This window comes from Flavobacterium frigoritolerans, from assembly GCF_025847275.1.
Classification (GTDB): Bacteria; Bacteroidota; Bacteroidia; order Flavobacteriales; family Flavobacteriaceae; genus Flavobacterium; species Flavobacterium frigoritolerans.
This window is the reverse complement of the sequence record NZ_JAOZEV010000013.1, coordinates 23,610-42,286: the sequence shown is the minus strand read 5'-3', so window position 1 is coordinate 42,286 and position 18,677 is coordinate 23,610. Positions and strand designations below refer to the sequence as shown.

11 protein-coding genes and 2 tRNA genes are annotated in these 18,677 nt (G+C 33.9%); 11 read left to right on the top strand and 2 right to left on the bottom strand.

Going from position 1 to position 18,677, the window contains the following annotated elements:
* Window positions 1–1,524 carry a T9SS type A sorting domain-containing protein gene (locus tag OIU80_RS15300; RefSeq protein WP_264287857.1) on the bottom strand — a complete coding sequence of 508 codons (1,524 nt, stop codon included), beginning with the start codon at window positions 1,522–1,524 and terminating at the stop codon, window positions 1–3.
* Between the two features lie 323 nt (window positions 1,525–1,847).
* On the opposite strand from OIU80_RS15300, the gene dnaE reads away from it, so the two are divergent.
* The 11 genes from dnaE (at window position 1,848) to OIU80_RS15245 (ending at window position 17,982) form a co-directional block, all read left to right on the top strand.
* Window positions 1,848–6,383 carry a DNA polymerase III subunit alpha gene (gene dnaE / locus OIU80_RS15295; RefSeq protein ID WP_264287856.1) on the top strand — a complete coding sequence of 1,512 codons (4,536 nt, stop codon included), beginning with the start codon at window positions 1,848–1,850 and terminating at the stop codon, window positions 6,381–6,383.
* Window positions 6,384–6,561: 178 nt separating this feature from the next.
* Window positions 6,562–7,512, top strand: coding sequence for a porin family protein (locus OIU80_RS15290; protein WP_264287855.1), 951 nt, complete (start codon window positions 6,562–6,564; stop codon window positions 7,510–7,512).
* 276 nt (window positions 7,513–7,788) lie between these two features.
* Complete coding sequence (trxA, locus tag OIU80_RS15285; protein WP_195737199.1) at window positions 7,789–8,106, top strand: thioredoxin; 318 nt, start codon at window positions 7,789–7,791, stop codon at window positions 8,104–8,106.
* Between the two features lie 90 nt (window positions 8,107–8,196).
* On the top strand, window positions 8,197–10,767 hold the full coding sequence (locus tag OIU80_RS15280) for a M1 family metallopeptidase (protein WP_264287854.1): 2,571 nt from the start codon (window positions 8,197–8,199) through the stop codon (window positions 10,765–10,767).
* Window positions 10,768–10,772: 5 nt separating this feature from the next.
* Window positions 10,773–11,699: a DUF58 domain-containing protein gene (locus OIU80_RS15275; protein WP_264287853.1), complete on the top strand. Its 927-nt coding sequence runs from the start codon at window positions 10,773–10,775 to the stop codon at window positions 11,697–11,699.
* Window positions 11,700–11,785: 86 nt separating this feature from the next.
* Window positions 11,786–11,859: transfer RNA gene (locus OIU80_RS15270), tRNA-Asp, on the top strand.
* 723 nt (window positions 11,860–12,582) lie between these two features.
* Window positions 12,583–12,656 (top strand) — tRNA-Asp (locus OIU80_RS15265).
* A 119-nt stretch (window positions 12,657–12,775) separates the two neighbouring features.
* A complete protein-coding gene (locus tag OIU80_RS15260) occupies window positions 12,776–13,603 on the top strand; it encodes a helix-turn-helix domain-containing protein (RefSeq protein WP_264287852.1) in 828 nt (275 codons plus the stop codon).
* Window positions 13,604–13,961: 358 nt separating this feature from the next.
* Complete coding sequence (locus OIU80_RS15255; protein WP_264287851.1) at window positions 13,962–15,311, top strand: TolC family protein; 1,350 nt, start codon at window positions 13,962–13,964, stop codon at window positions 15,309–15,311.
* Between the two features lie 24 nt (window positions 15,312–15,335).
* The gene (locus OIU80_RS15250; RefSeq protein ID WP_264287850.1) at window positions 15,336–16,388 is read left to right on the top strand and encodes an HlyD family secretion protein; all 1,053 of its coding nucleotides are present in this window, start codon (window positions 15,336–15,338) and stop codon (window positions 16,386–16,388) included.
* Window positions 16,389–16,392: 4 nt separating this feature from the next.
* Entirely contained in the window at window positions 16,393–17,982 is a 1,590-nt protein-coding gene (locus OIU80_RS15245) for an MFS transporter (protein ID WP_264287849.1), read from the top strand.
* A gap of 2 nt (window positions 17,983–17,984) precedes the next feature.
* Here the strand turns inward: OIU80_RS15245 and OIU80_RS15240 are convergent, their stop codons facing one another.
* The gene (locus OIU80_RS15240) at window positions 17,985–18,485 is read right to left on the bottom strand and encodes a DUF456 domain-containing protein (protein ID WP_264287848.1); all 501 of its coding nucleotides are present in this window, start codon (window positions 18,483–18,485) and stop codon (window positions 17,985–17,987) included.
* Window positions 18,486–18,677: the final 192 nt, after the last annotated feature.

The following is an 18,677-nucleotide window of genomic DNA, read 5'->3' as shown; positions in this document are numbered from 1 at the left end:
TTAATTGTTTAAGATTATTTTGCCCGTTAAGACATTCTTTTCAGTTATTACTTTTAAAATATAAATCCCTCCTTTTAGTTTGCTTGAAAGCTCAATTTGCAATTCATCTTGATTGTAGAATTTAGATTCTTGAACTAATTTCTGATTTTGATTAAAAATCTGATAATTGCCAGAAAGTATTTCTGGAAGTTTTATTGTAATATTTCCGTTTGTAGGATTTGGTGAAATTATAATTTCTGAAATCTCACTTTCTGGAGCTAATCTTGCTTCATAACAAGGAGTTGGTGTGTCTAAGGAGTATATTTCTCTAGCTGTAGCTCCAGTACAGGAGTTAGTATAAGTGACAGTAACATTAACGTTTCTTGGCACGGTAGGATGCGCCATTATAGGCGGATAAACTCTTATGCTTCCATTGGTGAAGGGAGTTGTAGGTACAAATGTTAACTTTAAACCAGAATCACTATAACAGTCCCAATCTTCAACTTCAATATACCCGTCGGGTATTGGGGGAGCCGTACTGTCAGAAATATTAAATGTTTTAGACGATGTTGTTACCGAACATCCACCTGCAAAATTAACTACTGCATTTACTGTCAATGTTGAACCAGTAGTTATAGAGCTATTTGGTGTGATGGTAACTTGTCGCTTACCATTAACAATAGTTTCTACTGAAATGGCGCAATTTGGCGCATTCCAAAACACATTATCAATATCAGTTTGATTGTCGATTGAAAATATTAATCCAGAACTTTTACATAAAAAGGTTTGATTAACAGGATTAGTTGACCATACTACTGAACGTGATGTTCTTGTTATTTTGTTACCAGAACCGACATAATAATTGATGTTTCCAGCTGTTCTTTTAACTATACACCCTACATTAAAATCTCCAGTTAAAGGAGGTTTTACTATCACCGATGTAGCCGTACTAGAACCCGAAATTTCGGCGCCATTTGTTACTTCCCATTGGAAACTATTCCCATTGGTTGCATTAGACACCAGATATGTTACAGGAGCTTGGTTACAGTTTAATATAGATGTATTTCCACTAATAATAGGATTTATTAACCTTTGCACAGTTACCGATTGTTCAGCTTGTGGCTGGAAATTAAAATACCCAATATGTTGACCAGTGCTTTTTTTTATATAGATACCACTTAACTTTACAGTTATCTTATCGCTACTCATATAAGTACTGTTTCCCCATTGGATTGGGATTGTTTTTGGGTTTGAATTGTTATAAGTACCATCATTAAGATAACTACTTTGATTACTAGGGTTTCCAATGTATCCAGGAATAGAGCCTGTACTACCATTTGTTCCTGTTGAAACAATCCAATTTGTAATAATATAACCATCTGCTTGAACAGCATTTAACCAAGGGTAAATAGGTTTAAATTCAAAGGTATAATTATAAGGAACTCCTACTTCTACAGACGCTGGCCCACTTATAGTAACTGATTGCTGAGCAATTAAAAAATTAGTGATTAATACACTAAAACATAAACCTAAAGTTTTTTTCATATAAATTAATTTCTTTTAGAGATTAAAGGGTCAAAAGTAACTTGTGTTGCATTATTTTTGTTGTATTTTCTTACTCTATTTCAATACTATATTATCTTTTTTGGACAGAAAAATCTGTCTTTGTAGCGATGTGTATTTTTATTTTTAAGTTGTCATTTTGTTCTTCCTTGTTGATAACTTCCTTTTTTAATAGCTCAAAAAAAGACTAAATTTGAAGTTCCTCCATTTTCCATCCAGTGCTTTTATTTAGTTCTTGTTATCAGGGATTTAGAATAAAGATAATTGGAATTTGGAATTTTAAAAATTGTCTTTTAAAGAAAACTATGTATTTAATATTCGATACCGAAACTACTGGATTACCAAAACGTTGGGATGCTCCAATAACCGATTCTGATAACTGGCCTCGCTGTATTCAGATCGCTTGGCAGTTGCATGACGATATGGGGAAACTCATCGAACATCAGGATTATTTGGTAAAACCTGAGGGATTTAATATCCCGTATGATGCAGAGCGTATTCACGGAATTTCTACTGAATTGGCTGAAGCCGATGGAATTTCATTGCAAGAAGTTTTAGAGAAATTTAATATTGCTTTAAGCAAAACCAAATTTATTGTAGGTCAAAATTTAGGTTTTGATGTTAATATTATGGGGGCTGAGTTTCATCGAATGGGTGTTGATTCGCCTATGAGCACTATGCCTGTTCTTGATACTTGTACAGAAGTTACCGCTTCGTTATTGCAATTACCGGGAGGTCGTGGAGGAAGATTTAAATTGCCTACATTGACCGAATTACATAGTTATCTTTTTAATAAACCATTTGCAGAAGCACACAATGCTACTGCCGACGTTGAAGCGACAACACGTTGTTTTCTGGAGTTAATAAGAAGAGAGGTTTTTACTAAAGAAGAATTAGATGTTCCGAAGGATTATTTTGGAGAATTCCAAAATAAAAACCCTCAGGAAATCAAGCTGATAGGTTTAAAGCATATCAATTTAAAAGCAGCTTCTGATAAAATCAGAGAGCAATTAAGAGCTTTAGAATCGGATGATAAGCAGACAACAGTTTCAGAGTCAGACTTAGAGGGTTTTAAAGCAGCGAAATATTCGCATTTGCATAATCATACACAGTTTTCAGTTTTACAATCAACTATAGGGATAGGAAATATCGTTTCGGCTACAGCCAAAAACGGTATGCCAGCAGTTGCTATGACAGATACTGGAAATATGATGGGGGCTTTTCATTTTGTGAGCGCTGTTATGAATCATAATAAAGCGGCATCAGGTAAAAATAAAGCTTTGGTTGAAGCTGGTGAAGAGCCGACAGAAACAGAAATAAAACCAATTGTGGGTTGCGAATTTAATGTTTGTGATAATCACTTGGATAAAAGTAAAAAAGACAATGGTAATCAGGTTGTTTTGTTGGCTAAAAACAAAAAAGGGTATCATAATTTGGCTAAAATGTCATCGATTGCTTTTACAGATGGATTTTATTATGTTCCGAGAATTGATCGAAAAATTGTCGAGCAATATAAAGAAGATATCATGGTTTTGTCCGGGAATTTATACGGAGAAATCCAGAGTAAAATTCTGAATGTTGGTGAAAACCAAGCCGAAGAAGCTTTAATTTGGTGGAAAGAGCAATTCGGAGAAGATTTCTATCTTGAAGTCATGCGTCACAATCAGGAAGACGAAAATCGTGTGAATAAAACCCTGATTGAGTTTTCTCAAAAACACAATGTCAAATTAATTGCGACAAATAATACTTACTATTTAAATAAAGAAGATGCCAACGCGCACGACATTTTGTTGTGTGTGAAAGATGGTGAAAAACAAGCTACGCCAATTGGTCGTGGTCGAGGATATCGTTACGGATTACCCAATCAGGAATATTATTACAAGTCGCAAGAAGAGATGAAAAAACTCTTCGCTGATTTGCCGGATGCGATTATTAACATTCAGGAAATTGTAGATAAGGTCGAAATTTACTCGCTTTACCGTGATGTATTGCTTCCTAAGTTTGATATTCCAGAGGAATTCTTAGTGGTTGAAGACGAAGCTGATGGAGGTGTACGTGGTGAAAATAAATATTTACGACACCTTACCATGACGGGGGCTAAGAGACGATATGGAGAAATTACAGAATCTATTCAGGAACGTTTAGATTTTGAGTTACTAACGATTTCGAATTCTGGGTATCCAGGTTACTTTTTGATTTGTCAGGATTTCATTGCCGAAGCTAGAAAAATGGATGTTTCGGTAGGACCAGGGCGTGGATCTGCTGCAGGTTCAGCCGTTGCTTATTGTTTAGGGATTACGAACATTGACCCAATTAAGTACGATTTGCTTTTTGAGCGTTTCCTTAATCCGGATCGTGTATCCATGCCCGATATTGATATTGACTTTGATGATGAGGGTCGTGGTCGAGTTATGGATTACGTAATCAATAAATACGGTAAAAATCAGGTTGCGCAAATTATTACCTACGGTAAAATGGCAACCAAATCAGCGATTCGTGATACAGCTCGTGTATTGGATTTACCATTATTTGAAGCCGATAGAATTGCAAAACTGATTCCGGGAATGATGCCGTCTAAATGGAATTTAGCGCGTTTTATTTCTGAAAGCGAAGAGGAGGTTAAAAAAGCGCTTCGTTCAGATGAATTTGATAATGTAAAAGAATTGATTGCCATTGCAAATGAAGATGATTTGGCAGGTGAAACAATTCAACAAGCAAAAATCCTTGAAGGATCGATGCGAAATACCGGAATTCACGCCTGTGGTGTAATTATTACACCATCGGATATTACGAATTTCGTACCTGTTACTACAGCAAAAGATTCTGATTTATATGTAACACAGTTTGATAACTCGGTTGCAGAAAGTGCAGGATTGCTGAAGATGGACTTCTTGGGTCTGAAGACCCTTACGCTGATAAAAGATACTGTTAAGCTGGTAAAATATAGAAACGGAATTGATTTAGATCCGGATACATTCCCGATTGATGATGTTGAGACGTATGCACTTTTCCAGAGAGGAGAAACGGTAGGAATCTTCCAATATGAGTCGCCCGGAATGCAGAAATACATGAAGGATCTGAAACCGACTGTTTTTGGGGATTTAATTGCCATGAATGCCTTATATCGTCCGGGACCTTTAGAATATATTCCGTCTTTCGTAAGAAGAAAAAATGGAGAAGAGGAAATCAAATACGATTTAGATGCCTGTGAAGAATATTTAGGAGAAACATACGGAATTACAGTTTATCAAGAGCAGGTAATGCTTCTGTCGCAATCGCTGGCTGACTTTACAAAAGGTGAGGCCGATGTTTTGCGTAAAGCGATGGGTAAGAAACAAAAGGACGTTCTAGATAAGATGAAGCCTAAATTTGTGGAACAAGCTGCAAAAAAAGGTCATGATGCTAAGGTTTTAGAGAAAATCTGGAAAGACTGGGAGGCATTTGCGAGTTACGCCTTTAATAAGTCGCACTCCACTTGTTATGCGTGGATTGCATATCAAACCGCTTACTTAAAAGCGCATTATCCTGCAGAATATATGGCTGCGGTACTTTCTAATAATATGAATGATATTAAACAAGTGTCATTTTTTATGGAAGAATGTAAACGAATGGGATTACAGGTTTTAGGGCCAGATGTAAATGAGTCGTTTTATAAGTTTACTGTAAATGATGAATATGCAGTACGTTTCGGGATGGGAGCTATTAAAGGAGTTGGTTCGGGAGCAGTGGCAACCATTGTAGAAAGTAGAAAAGATGGCAAGTATAAATCGATTTTTGATTTGGCTAAACGAATTGATTTGCGTGCAGCCAATAAAAAGGCAATCGAAAACTTAGCGCTTGCAGGTGGTTTTGACTCGTTTGAAGGAACTACCAGAGCGCAATATTTTCATGATGATGGTGATGGAATTACGTTTTATGAAAAAGCAATTCGTTATGGATCAAAGTTTCAGGAAAATGAAAATTCATCGCAAGTGAGTTTGTTCGGAGAAACAAGCGAAGTTCAGATTGCTGAGCCAATTGTACCACCTTGTGAAGATTGGAGTACGATGGAAAAACTGGCTAAGGAGAAAGAAGTTGTTGGAATTTATATTTCAGGACATCCTCTAGACGATTTTAGATTTGAAATGAAATACTTCTGTAATGCCAGATTGGAGGCTTTGAAAAGCATGAATGAGTATGTAGGTAAAAATCTAAATTTTGCGGGAATAATAAATAACGTGCAACATCGTGTAGCCAAAAACGGGAAAGGTTGGGCAATATTTAATTTAGAAGGATACGATGAAAGTTATGAATTCAAAATTTTTGGTGAAGAATACTTGAAATTTCGTCATTTCCTGATTCAGAATAATTTTGCTTTCCTGAAGGTATTAATTAAAGATGGATGGGTGAATCATGATACAGGTAAGAAATCAGACCCAAGATTGCAGTTTGTTGAAATAAGACAGCTGCAGGATATTCTGGAAGTCTTTGCTAGAAAATTGATTTTATTGTTGAATATAAAAGATTTACAAGCGGAGTTTATTCATAAGTTGAGCCATTTATTTAATGAGAATAAAGGAGATAATACCGTGACTTTTGAAATCATGGAGTTAGAAAAGATAAAGCGCTTGGTTCAAGTTGAAACTACAGCTGAGTTTGAGGAAGCTGATGATGCAGTTTTTGTAGATGAAGGTGATGATCAGGATGATGTCTTGAGTACAAAAACGGCAGAAGTTACTGAGGTTGAGGAAATAAACGTAGTAACCAAATTAACTATGCCGAGTAGAAGGTTAAAAGTAAATATTTGTACTGAGCTATTGCAAGAATTAGAGAAAATGCAGATAAATTTCAAGTTAAATTAAAGATTTATAGTTAAAATTTTAATTAATGTATTTTTTTAACGGTAAAATTATGCATGCATACTATTTTTTCACTATTATTGTTCTCAATTACAACGATTGCGCTCCAATTGCCCCAAAGCAAACGAGAACATTCTGTTAAATTATTTTACACTGTATAAATTATTTTAAGAAAAAAATTATGAAAAAGAGTCTTTTTTTATTAGGAATGATGGTTTGTTCTATGACTATGGTAGCTCAAACTGAAAAAGCAGAAAAGCCAGAAAGCTGGTATTTTAAATTAGGCGGATCTTATTTCTTGCAAACAGCAGCTACTGAGTTTCCAACCGTAGGAGGGAATCTTCCTTTGGATAGAACTTATGTAGGAGGGAAATTAGTTTCAGAAGAAAGTGTTACAGGGTCTTTTGGTGAAGGTTTTAGAACTGGTATAACAGCAGGTTATAGATTTAATGCTCGTTTAGGGGTTGAGTTAGGAGTTAATTATTATAGTAGTAATGATAAGACAATGGCTCAAACTAGATCTGATGTGCCTATTACACCAGCTGGTGTGTATAGCTTTAAATCAGTAGGGCAAATTACTGCTTTTGATTTAGCACCTGCATTGGTATTGTTCTTAGGAGAGCACAAAGGTTTTGAACCATATACAAAAGTTGGTATTTTAGTACCAATTCACGGAGATTTAGAGATAACTACTGATGCATATGCTCCAATTGCATTTGCTCCGACTGGTGCTCCGACTGCTTTTGGAAATGTTCGTAGTGTTGATAAGGTAAAACCAAATCCAACTGTTGGTTTTGTTGCAGCTTTAGGAACATCTTATAAATTAGGAAAAAATATTTCTGTTTTTGCAGAATTAGAGTATCGTAACTTTACAGTACACGGAAAAACCAAAGAAACTACAGAGTTTACTGTTAATGGTAACGATGCTTTAGCAACAAGAACTACTGCACAGATTCATACAAATTATAGAAGTAAATTAGATGTTAATTCTAATAATCCTTTGTTTAATCCTAATACGGCTACGGCAGATACTAAAGATACAACTAGACCTAATGATGCAATGGACGAGTTAAGCTCTTATGTTGGTATTAGCGGATTAGGCTTGACTTTAGGTCTTAAATATAGCTTATAATATTTTGCTTTTTTAGTTTTTAGAAAAGAGGATGTTCGAAAGAATGTCCTCTTTTTTGTTTGTAATTCGATAGGTATCAGAAAACAGAAGGTTACTTCAAGAAGTAATTAAAAAATAAGACAAGTATAAAGATTTACGATACGTTTATAATGAAAACTAATTTGGAAATAGAGATGAATTGATTTTAAATTTCTAAATTTGTACTCGAGTTCGAAACTCATTAAAAATTGTCCCCCGAAGAGATGTCTGAGGGTTAAACTTTAAACAAAAAAGAAAATGGCTTTAGCAATAACAGATGCTACTTTTGAAGAAGTAGTTTTGAAATCAGATAAACCAGTTATGGTTGACTTTTGGGCAGCATGGTGCGGGCCTTGTAGAATGGTTGGTCCAATCATCGACGAATTAAGCACTGAATATGCTGGAAAAGTAGTAATAGGAAAAGTAGACGTAGATGCAAACCAAGAATTTGCTGCAAAATACGGTGTACGTAATATTCCAACTGTTTTAGTTTTTCATAACGGAGAAGTAGTAGGTAAACAAGTAGGAGTTGCTCCGAAACAAACTTACGCAGATAGTTTAGACGCATTGTTGTAATCGATTCCGATTATTAATTTATATAAAAAAGGTTTGGCGAAAGTCAAACCTTTTTTTATTTTTAACGAATATCTATACCTATTTTAAAAAATGAAAATTATTTATTGCTTACTTAGTTTCTTTATTTTATCTGGTTCTTCTTGGTCTCAGTCTGTAAAAAAGAATGATTTTTTATTAGAAAGAGGAGTTTCGGAGGAATTGGCAATTTTTAGAAAACAACAAATTTCTAACGTATCTTATAATTTGTTATTTGTAATTCCTGATAAAAAGGCAAAGGAAATTGTTTCAAATCTTATTGTGGAGTTTAAATTGTCTGATTTAAGTAGGCCGTTGTATTTGGATTTTAATGAGAAATCTCAAAATTTAAAAACAATTCTCGTAAACGGTAAAAATGTAGCTGTTGTACATGAGAAAGAGCATATCGTTATTTCTGACAAGAACTTGGTTTTGGGTGATAATAAAGTTGAAATTTCGTTTATAGCAGGAGATTTATCATTGAATAGAAATGATGACTTTCTTTATACATTGTTAGTCCCGGATAGAGCTAGTACATTGTTTCCATGTTTTGATCAACCCGATATTAAGGCTACTTATGTGCTCACTCTTACTGTGCCAAAAGATTGGGCGGTTTTGGCGGGTGCACCGGTAAAAGAGCGGATTGAAGGTGGGGAAGCGGTTACTTATAAGTTTGGAAAGTCGGATAAAATGAGTACCTATTTGTTCTCGTTTGTAGCAGGTGAGTTTAAACGTGTTACTGAGAATCCTAGTGGTAATAGGCAAATGACAATGCTGTATCGGGAGAATAATCCAGATAAAATAAAAGCGAGTACAGATACTATTTTTAATTTGCATCAGCAGTCTTTGAATTTTTTAGAGAACTATACGCAGTACTTGTTTCCATTTCAAAAATTAGATTTTGCCTCAATTCCTGTGTTTCAATACGGAGGAATGGAACATGTTGGAGCTATTCAATATAGAGAGGCTTCTTTGTTTTTGGATAATAGTGCTACAGATAGTGAAAAGTTAAATAGAGCTAAATTAATTGCTCATGAAACGGCTCATATGTGGTTTGGCGATTTGGTAACTATGAAATGGTTTGATGATGTTTGGATGAAAGAAGTTTTTGCAAATTTCATGGCAGATAAAATTATGAATCCAATTTTTCCAAAGGTAAATCATGGTTTACAGTTTTTGACGGCTCATTATCCTAGTGCTTATGCAGAAGATCGATCTGCAGGAGCGCATCCGATCAAACAAAAATTAGGAAATCTTAAAAATGCAGGATCGCTTTATGGGAGCATTATTTATAACAAAGCACCAATCATGATGCGTCAGTTAGAGGCTTCAATGGGTGAGGAGGCGTTTAGAAAAGGTATTCAGAAATATATTCAGAAGTATGCAAATGATAATGCAAACTGGGAGAATTTAGTTGAAATTCTGGATGCAGAAACTCCATTAGATATGAAAAAATGGAGTGATGTATGGGTTAATAAATCAGGAAGACCAATTCTAACTAGTCATATCGAATATGATTCTAAAAACAATATAAAGAATTTTGAAATTGAGCAACAGGCGGAAGATAAATCTAAGAATCTTTGGCCACAAAAATTTGATATCGGATTAGTATATCCTGATGGAGTTAAGGTGATTAAGGTTTCTGTGAAGGATAGAGTGACCAAAGTAGAAAATGTTTTAGGCTTGTCTAAGCCGACTACAATTATATACAATTATAATGGTTTTGGATATGGCGTTTTTCCAGTAGATGTGAATAGTCTAAATTATATTCCAACAATAAAAGATGAGGTAGCAAGAGCGTATAGTTATATTAATCTTTATGAGAATATGTTAGCTGGGGTTGTTGTGCCTGTAGAGGTATTTGATTCTTGTCTCGAAGGAATTAAAGTAGAACAGAATGAATTGGTTATTAAGATTTTGTCGAATCAGTTAAATACCATTTTTTGGAAATTTCTAACAGAAAAAGAGCAAAATAGTGGTCAAAAACAACTTGAAGAGGCTGTTTATATGCGCTTGCAGCTGGATTTGCCAAAAAATATTAAGAAAACGCTATTTGGTTTGTTTAGTTCTGTTGCTTATTCAGATTCAGGGAAAGAAAAGTTATACCGAATATGGAATAAAGAAGATGTTATTGCTAATTTAAAATTAAATGAAGATGACTATACGAGTATAGCTATGAATTTGGCTATATTTAAACATCAAAATGCAGATGAGATTCTAAGTAAAGCAAAGTTGGCTATTAGTAATCCAGATAAACAAAAGAGATTTGAGTTCTTGCTTCCATCTTTATCAAAAGATGATTCAGTTAGAGATGCGTTTATGTTGTCTTTAAAAGAGGATAAAAACAGGGAAAAAGAGACTTGGGTTTCATCGGCTTTAGCAAATATTCACCATCCATTGCGTCAGGAAAGTGCTAAAAAACATCTTCGTTTTTGTTTGGATTTAGTAACAGAAATTCAGCGTACAGGAGATATATTTTTTCCAAAAGATTGGCTTAATGGTACGGTTGGAAGATATTCGTCAAGCTATGCTTATGATGTGGTGGAAACGTTCTTGAAAGAGAATCCTAACTTTAGTCCGATACTAAAAAGAAAATTATTGCAAGCGACGGATGATTTGTACCGTGCGCAAAAAATAAAAAAATAAACCGAATGAAAATTGAATCGCAAATAGAGAAGATTTCTAGTTTTCAGCATCTTGAGATGTTGGCCAACCAGGTTGTGGAAGGTTTTATTTCGGGAATGCATAAAAGTCCGTTTCATGGTTTTTCGGCGGAATTTGCTGAACATAAGGTTTATAATGTTGGCGAAAGCACAAAGCATATCGATTGGAAGTTGTTTGCTAAGACGGATCGATTGTATGCAAAGCGATTTGAAGAGGAAACTAATTTGCGTTGTCATTTAATCATAGATAATTCAGCATCGATGCATTATCCAGATTTAAAATCAAATCAATCTTTTTATGAGAATAAAATAGGCTTTTCTGTTTTGGCTTCTGCAGTTTTAATGAATATCTTAAAGAAACAACGTGATGCGGTAGGCTTGAGTGTGTTTTCGGATAGTTATGAGTATTATGCGCCTGAAAAAGGGAGTGATCGTCATCATAGAATGTTACTTAATAAATTAGAAGAGCTTTTAGAGAAACCTAAGACGAGTAAAAAAACGGATACGATTACCTATCTGCATCAAATTGCGGAGAAAATTCATAGGCGTTCGATGATTATCCTTTTTACAGATATGTTTCAATCTGAAAATGAAGAATTATTATTTAATGCATTGCAGCATCTTAAACATAATAAGCATAAAGTGGTTTTGTTTCATGTAATAGATAAGGAAACAGAAGTGAAATTTGATTTTGATAATGCACCACGTAAATTTATCGATCTGGAAACTGGTGAAGAAGTAGCTGTTTTTGCAGATAATGTGAAAGTAGAATATGAAAAAGAGGTGGAAAGTTATTTTAAGAGGTTGGCTTTAACTTGTGCTCAGAACCGAATTAAGTACGTTCCGGTCGCAGTAGGTGATAATTTTGAAAAAATTTTAACGACATACTTGGTTGAAAAACAAAACTTTGGATAATAAGTAAAAAAATAAATTAAATTTTTTTACAAAAAGGCTTGCAGAAATGAAATTCTATACTATCTTTGCAACCGCAATAACGCAGAGGTTTGGTAGTTCAGTTGGTTAGAATACATGCCTGTCACGCATGGGGTCGCGGGTTCGAGTCCCGTCCAGACCGCAATATTGGGAAAAGCCTTTCTTTATAGAAAGGCTTTTTTGCCCAAATACGGTATCTAAGATTAGTTGTGTTGTTTGGTCGGCCTTGTAAGCTGACCGGGTTTAGTAGTTAGACCAATGAAAAGCTTTCCACTTTTGTGGATGGCTTTTTTGATTTAAGACCTTTTTGGTTTGTAGATTTAACTTGAAAATTAACCGCAAAGGACGCTAAGATTTACGCAAAGTCCGCAAAGTTTTAATTAAGCTTTGCGGACTTTTCAGTTAAATTGAATCAAGTGCAAAAGTTGGGGCTACGAAAAAAAGATTACCGCAAAGACTGCAAAGGATTACATAAAGGTTCGCAAAGTTCAATCAATAGCTTTGCGAACTTTTGCGTTTTTTTCTCTTTGTTTCCTTTGCGGTTAAATTAGATCAGTTTTAAAAGTTGGAGATTAAGCAAAAAGATTAGATAATCTGAATAAGACGCAATTTAAATTTTTATAGAAACCTCAAATTCCAATTTTTGATCCTATAAGTTTATTTTAATTAAAGGTATAAAATAGCTTAACTGTTCTTAAATTACTCATTCTGGTTTAAATTGTTTGGAGTTGTAGCTTTTTTCGTTTTTCTACTTTGATAGAAATCAATGTGTTAAAAAAATAACGTTTTTTTTTGTTTAAAAAACACGAAAAAGCTTGTGGAATCACAACTTCTATTGTACTTTTGCCCCACAATAAAGCAAGTAGGTTTGGTAGTTCAGTTGGTTAGAATACATGCCTGTCACGCATGGGGTCGCGGGTTCGAGTCCCGTCCAGACCGCAATATTGGAAAAAGCCTTTCTTAACGGAAAGGCTTTTTTATTTTAGGTAACTTCACTTTGTGTAATTTTCTTCCTTATATTTATATATCACAAAAGCTGTTTACATTTAATTACTTCAATGGAACATTCAATTCATAAAGAGCACAAGTATTATATTAAAACGGTAGATGCTGATAAAAAGAGCATTTATTGTTACCATGATTTGATGGGGGAATTATATGTTCCTACACACAAACACAATAAAGCACAATTTCTTTATACTGAAGGTGATGTTGTATTTGTAACGACAGAAACTAAAACCTATTTCTTACCAGCACGACATTTTATATGGATTCCGGCAGGAATTGAACACAGTATTCATCCAAAGTCTGAAAACGTGATGATGCGAAACTTATATTTTCCTGTTGAAAAAGAGGAAGACGTTTTTTATCAAAATGAAGGAATCTATCCGGTTAATAATTTATTGCTCCAAATGATGCTTTTTACCAATCAATGGAATGGTGATCTTAAAAAAGGTAGTCCGAATTTTGTGATTGCTAAAGCGATTAAAGCCATATTACCTCAGATTTGTTTAACCAATTTACCGCTGGAATTGCCCTTGCCTAAAGATGCTCGCTTGAGTAAAATTTTGCGTTATATCGAAAATAATTTAGGAGAAACGATTCTGTTTGGAGAAGTTGCACATCAATTTGGATATAGCGAGAAATCTTTATATCGTTTGTTTCAAAAAGATTTAGGAATGTCATTTATTCAATATTATACAATCAGAAGAGTATTAAAAGCGATTGAATTGCTGCTTGATCGAAAATTATCTGTAAAAGAAGTAGCGCAGGAAGTTGGGTATAGTAGTGTGCCAACATTTAGCAATACGTTTTTTAAGATTTTAGGACAACGACCTTCGGATTATCTGAATGGAGAGAATATTTTGAAAAAAGGGAAGTTGTAAAAGTAATCTACTTATAATGTATTAATTATCTGTGTGAGTAAAGCTTTTTCCCGCAGATTTAGCAGATTCAGCAGATTTTTTTTGAGATTATAAAAGGATTTTGTTTGTCGTTTTTAGTGTTAATTCTATATTCCTAAATGATTTATCAAAAATTTTATCTGCTAAATTTGCTGAGTCCGCGAGAGTAAAAGCATTTGGAATATAATAGATAGTAAGACTCTTGGTAGTTTTTTGAGAAATCTGCATAAAAAATCTAATTGTTAAAATTTGTCCGAAATGAATATGTTATTGACTTTTTAGAATTATCAGGCAATTATAAAATGAAAGAACTTTGCAGTGAATAAATCACACTACTTTCATGTTCCTTAAAAAAAGGCTTTCGATACTGCGTTATCGTCCAAAAAAAATAGCTTTAATCCTGATTACATTTGGGATAAATACACTACAAGCTCAGCAAATAAATCCGATTTCATTACAAGAAGCGAGAAAAATTGCAAAAGAAAACAACAAAAACATTCTTAAATCTCGTATCGAGGTTGACATTTCTAAAGAAAACATCAAAGAAACCAAAGAACTTCGTTTACCTGAGATAGATTTTAACGGAGGTTACTCTCGTGTTACGAACTTAACAGAATTTAAAGGAGGTTTTCTAAAAGATAAAGAAGTAACACATACTATTCCTGAGATGTATAACATAGGGACAGTAATTAAAGTGCCTCTATATGCTGGAAATAAAATAAACAATGCTATTGCAATCGCTAATCAGGAAAGTAAAATTGCTCAGGTAAAAAGCGAAAAAACTGAAAATGATATTCAGCTAGAAGTAATAGCTACTTATTTGGGAATTCAGAAAATGATGGAACTTCAAAAAATCATTGACGAGAATATTAAAGAAGAGCAAAGCCGACTTAAAGAAGTTCAGTCCTTAAAGAATCATGGAACAATTACGAAAAATGAAGTTTTGAGAGCCGAATTGCAGCTTTCGGATCGGGAGTTAAATTCTTTGACAAATTCGAAAAATATCAAAATTGCACTTCATGAATTAAAAACAATGCTTCAGCTACCCGAAGAGCAAGAAATTGCTATTGATACAACGGCAAGTTTAAATGAAAATATAAATCTGGATAACTATAATTTCTATTTAAATAATACGCTTCAAAATGAAGAAATGCGAATTGCAAATCAGGAAGTCGAAGTTAAGAAAACAGAACTGAAATTAGCAAAAGGGAATTATTATCCAACCATAAATTTCTTTGGGGATTATAATTTGAAATATCCCAATTATATGTTTTTCCCGCCAAATCCTTATTTGTATAGTTTAGGGCAAGTAGGAATCGAAGCAACATTTAGTTTGTCAGGATTGTATAAAAACAAAACCAAAGTACGTATTGCAAACTCTAGGATTGAATGGCAGGAAACACAATCGGAGATTGTAAAGAATAAAGTTCAAGATGAATTATTTAGAAATCATACTCAATATCAGGAAGTAGTCGAGAAGATTATAGTTGTTGATAAAGCACTAGAATTAGCAACGGAAAATTATCGCATTGTAAAGTTAAAATACCTGAATCAATTGGTTCTTATAACCGAAATGGTTGATGCTGATAATGCATTGTTGCAAGCAAAATATAATAAAATAGCAACTAGAATTGATGCCGAAATGAAACATTATGAATTGCTTCATACTGCAGGATTGTTAAATAATTGAATTTTAAAAAGAGAATAAATTTTTATGGTAAAGATTAAAAATGAAACAAGAGCTAGCAAGTCGTTTCATACATTGATAACTATTATTGCGTTTGTGCTTGTTGTAAGTGGAATAGTTTTGGGAATTTGGTTTTATATTTTTAATAAAAACCACGAAGAAACAAATGATGCTCAGGTTGAGCAATATGTTACGCCTATTATGTCAAGAATTACTGGTTATGTTCAGGAAGTTCGTTATGAAGAAAATCAATTTGTTCATAAAGGAGATACGCTGTTGGTTATAGATAATCGTGAATATAAATCAAGATTAGATGTGGCTTTGGCAGATGTAGAAAGTGCTAAAAAAAATAGTGTTGTTATCGAAAAAAATGTGGCAACAACTGCAAGTGCAACTACAATTGGAAAGTCTCAATTGGCTGCAGCTAAAACAAATTTGTGGAAAACACAATTAGAATACCAACGTTATAAAGCTTTGGTAAAAGAAGAAGCTGCAACTGAACAACAATTGGAGAAAGTAAAAGCAGATTACGAATCGGCTCAGGCTCATTATCAAGAAATGAGTAATCGAATCGAAACATCGACTTTAAACACATCTCAGGCAGCTGCGGGTGTTCCTACTGCACAAACAGTAATTCAGTCTAAACAAGCTTTGGCTGATAATGCTGCTTTATTTCTTTCGTACACAGTAATTACTGCGCCTTATGATGGATGGGTTGCCAAAAAAACAATTCAGCCAGGGCAAATGATAAAAGAAGGGCAAACTTTACTTTCGATGGTTAGTAAAGAAAAATGGATTACAGCAAACTTTAAAGAAACTCAAGTGCAGTTTTTAACTATCGGTCAGGAAGTCGAAATACATGCTGATGCGCTTAACAATAAAAAATTTATAGGAGTAATAGCTTCATTATCGCCAGCAAGTGGTGCTCGATTTTCATTATTGCCACCAGATAATGCTACTGGTAACTTTATCAAAATTGAACAAAGAATCCCAGTGCGAATAAAATTAAAAGACACAAGTGAACAAGCTGACTTCCTTCGTGCCGGAATGAATATAACTGTTGTAGCCGAACACAAATAATATAATGTTAGACAATACAAGCGTTTTTAAGTCATGGGTTCCTAATTGGGCAATCATTGTAATCTTGTTTTTTTGCATGTTGCATTCTATGATTTTGTTGGGAGTTTACTCTTCGAATGTTACTTATGCATCCAGTTTTTTAGATATAGAACCAGAGGATTTACAATTTTCGATGTGTGTAACTTATGGAACTCTGCTTGCTACGATATTAATAGAGAGTCGATTCTCTAAATTTTTTCCAACAAAAAAATACTTGATAGCAGTATTTTGTTTGGTTGCTATTACTATAATGTTATCGGCTTATGTAAAGAACTTTTCGTTGTTTATTATGATAAGAATGGCCGAAGGTTTTCTGATGGCATTACCTGGGGTTCCGTTAAGGCAATTATTGATTACTCGATTTAAATCTAAAAATGCAATTATAATTGGTTTCACATTCAATTATGGAGCATTGCTATTATCGTCGCCTTTTATAATGAATATTGCCGTTTGGCTTTTAGAAAATTACGATTGGAAATATATGGCGTATGGTTCGGCATTGTTCCAGATTATTTGTGTTTTATTAATAATGATTACATTCAATGATAGTCGTCTTCATCGAAAAATTCCGTTGTATCAAATAGATTGGACAAGTTTTGTTTTATTGCTGGTAGCCATATTATGTGGAGCGTATTTCTTTGTGTATGCAGAGAAAAAATATTGGTTTGAATCTTCCGAAATCCAATTTGCACTAATTGCATCACTAATTTCGACGGGCTTATTTATCTTTAGGCAGTTACATGTAAAACGACCTTGTTTTGATTTAAATGTTTTTAGATATGCTAATCTAAGAATCGGGTTCCTATTATTTTTTCTTTTCTACATAGGGAGGGCAACACTTGCTATTTGTCATAGTACGATGTTTAGTGTTTGGAATTGGGAACCATCACGTGTTGCTAATGTTCAGTTTCTTAATGTGATAGGGAATATAGTAGGAATGGTTTTGGCTGCAGTTTTTTTAGCAAAAACGGTAGCATCCAGATATATTTTTATGCTTGGGTTTTTTATTCTTGCGGTATTTCATTTATGGTTTACCTTTCTTTTTGTGCCCGATATTTCATTATCGGCAATGGCAATACCGTATGTTTTACAAGGAGTTGCAGTAGGAGTTTTGTTTGTGCCATTGGTTTTATTTACAATGTCATCAGTTCCAACAGGTTTGGCGCCCTATTCTGGAGCAATAGGAGTTTCTGGTCGTTTTTGGGGAAGCACGATAGGTTTTTGTATCATGCAAAATGCTGAAAAGTTTTTCCAGAAATCGCATTTTACAAAGCTAACTCAGTTTATTGCGCCCGAAAATCCTGAAACACAAAACAGAATTGCACAAACGACACAAAGTTTTGTGAGCAAAGGTTTTAATCCTGATGAAGCTAATCTTTTGGCAATGAAACAAATTTTGGGTTCAGTTACCAAGCAATCTATTTTGCTGTCTAATATGGAGATTTTTACCCTTGTTGGATATGGGTTATTAATTGTGGTGGTTCTTTTAGGAATTAATCAGCATTTAAAGCAAACATTTGATGTGTTTAAAAATAGGGTTTGGAATAGTTTTTAAAATTAAAATAATCCAGCACGATTTTGCCATACAATTGTAAGGAATAAGCCGAAGAATATAATACAAAGCATAAAGTTTATGAAGCTCGAAGCCAGAAAACCAATAAATGAACCCGTGGCTGCTTTTAATGCGCGATTATGATCTTTGTAGTCGTAAAGTAATTCTCCAATAAAAGCACCTGCAAATGGACCAATAATGAATCCAAAAGGAATTGGAGCAAAGATCCCTACAATTAAGCCAATATTAGTTCCCCAAATACCGTAAGAGCTTCCTCCAAATCGCTTGGTACCTTTGGCTGGTATGATATAATTTAAAATTGAAATGATAATTGTAATTGCTAGTGTAATTCCTAGAACCCAATAATTCATTGGGACAGCTTTTGTTAAATAAAGCAACAATAAGCCCAGCCAACTTAAACTTATTCCGGGTAAAACAGGCAGGAAACTACCTAAAATACCAATAATCATACATATAAAACCGAGTAACAATAATAGTGAATCCATATAATTTTTTTGTAATTTTGCGCATACAAGCCTTTAGTAAAATCGTCTATGTCTAGAATTTTGCAATTAATGTTGTTTTGTTCTTTGATTTTTTTAATCAATACAACTACATATGCGCAGACTAAAAAACTTTCAATAGACGATCGACTGCTTCAGGATAGCATTTATAAAAGTAATAAGAAAAAAGTATTA

Bases quoted from the DNA above. Each gene is read 5' to 3' on its own strand.
- OIU80_RS15300 (WP_264287857.1), bottom strand. From the start codon at position 1,524: ATGAAAAAAACTTTAGGTTTATGTTTTAGTGTATTAATCACTAATTTT.
- dnaE (WP_264287856.1), top strand. From the start codon at position 1,848: ATGTATTTAATATTCGATACCGAAACTACTGGATTACCAAAACGTTGG.
- OIU80_RS15290 (WP_264287855.1), top strand. From the start codon at position 6,562: ATGAAAAAGAGTCTTTTTTTATTAGGAATGATGGTTTGTTCTATGACT.
- trxA (WP_195737199.1), top strand. From the start codon at position 7,789: ATGGCTTTAGCAATAACAGATGCTACTTTTGAAGAAGTAGTTTTGAAA.
- OIU80_RS15280 (WP_264287854.1), top strand. From the start codon at position 8,197: ATGAAAATTATTTATTGCTTACTTAGTTTCTTTATTTTATCTGGTTCT.
- OIU80_RS15275 (WP_264287853.1), top strand. From the start codon at position 10,773: ATGAAAATTGAATCGCAAATAGAGAAGATTTCTAGTTTTCAGCATCTT.
- OIU80_RS15260 (WP_264287852.1), top strand. From the start codon at position 12,776: ATGGAACATTCAATTCATAAAGAGCACAAGTATTATATTAAAACGGTA.
- OIU80_RS15255 (WP_264287851.1), top strand. From the start codon at position 13,962: ATGTTCCTTAAAAAAAGGCTTTCGATACTGCGTTATCGTCCAAAAAAA.
- OIU80_RS15250 (WP_264287850.1), top strand. From the start codon at position 15,336: ATGGTAAAGATTAAAAATGAAACAAGAGCTAGCAAGTCGTTTCATACA.
- OIU80_RS15245 (WP_264287849.1), top strand. From the start codon at position 16,393: ATGTTAGACAATACAAGCGTTTTTAAGTCATGGGTTCCTAATTGGGCA.
- OIU80_RS15240 (WP_264287848.1), bottom strand. From the start codon at position 18,485: ATGGATTCACTATTATTGTTACTCGGTTTTATATGTATGATTATTGGT.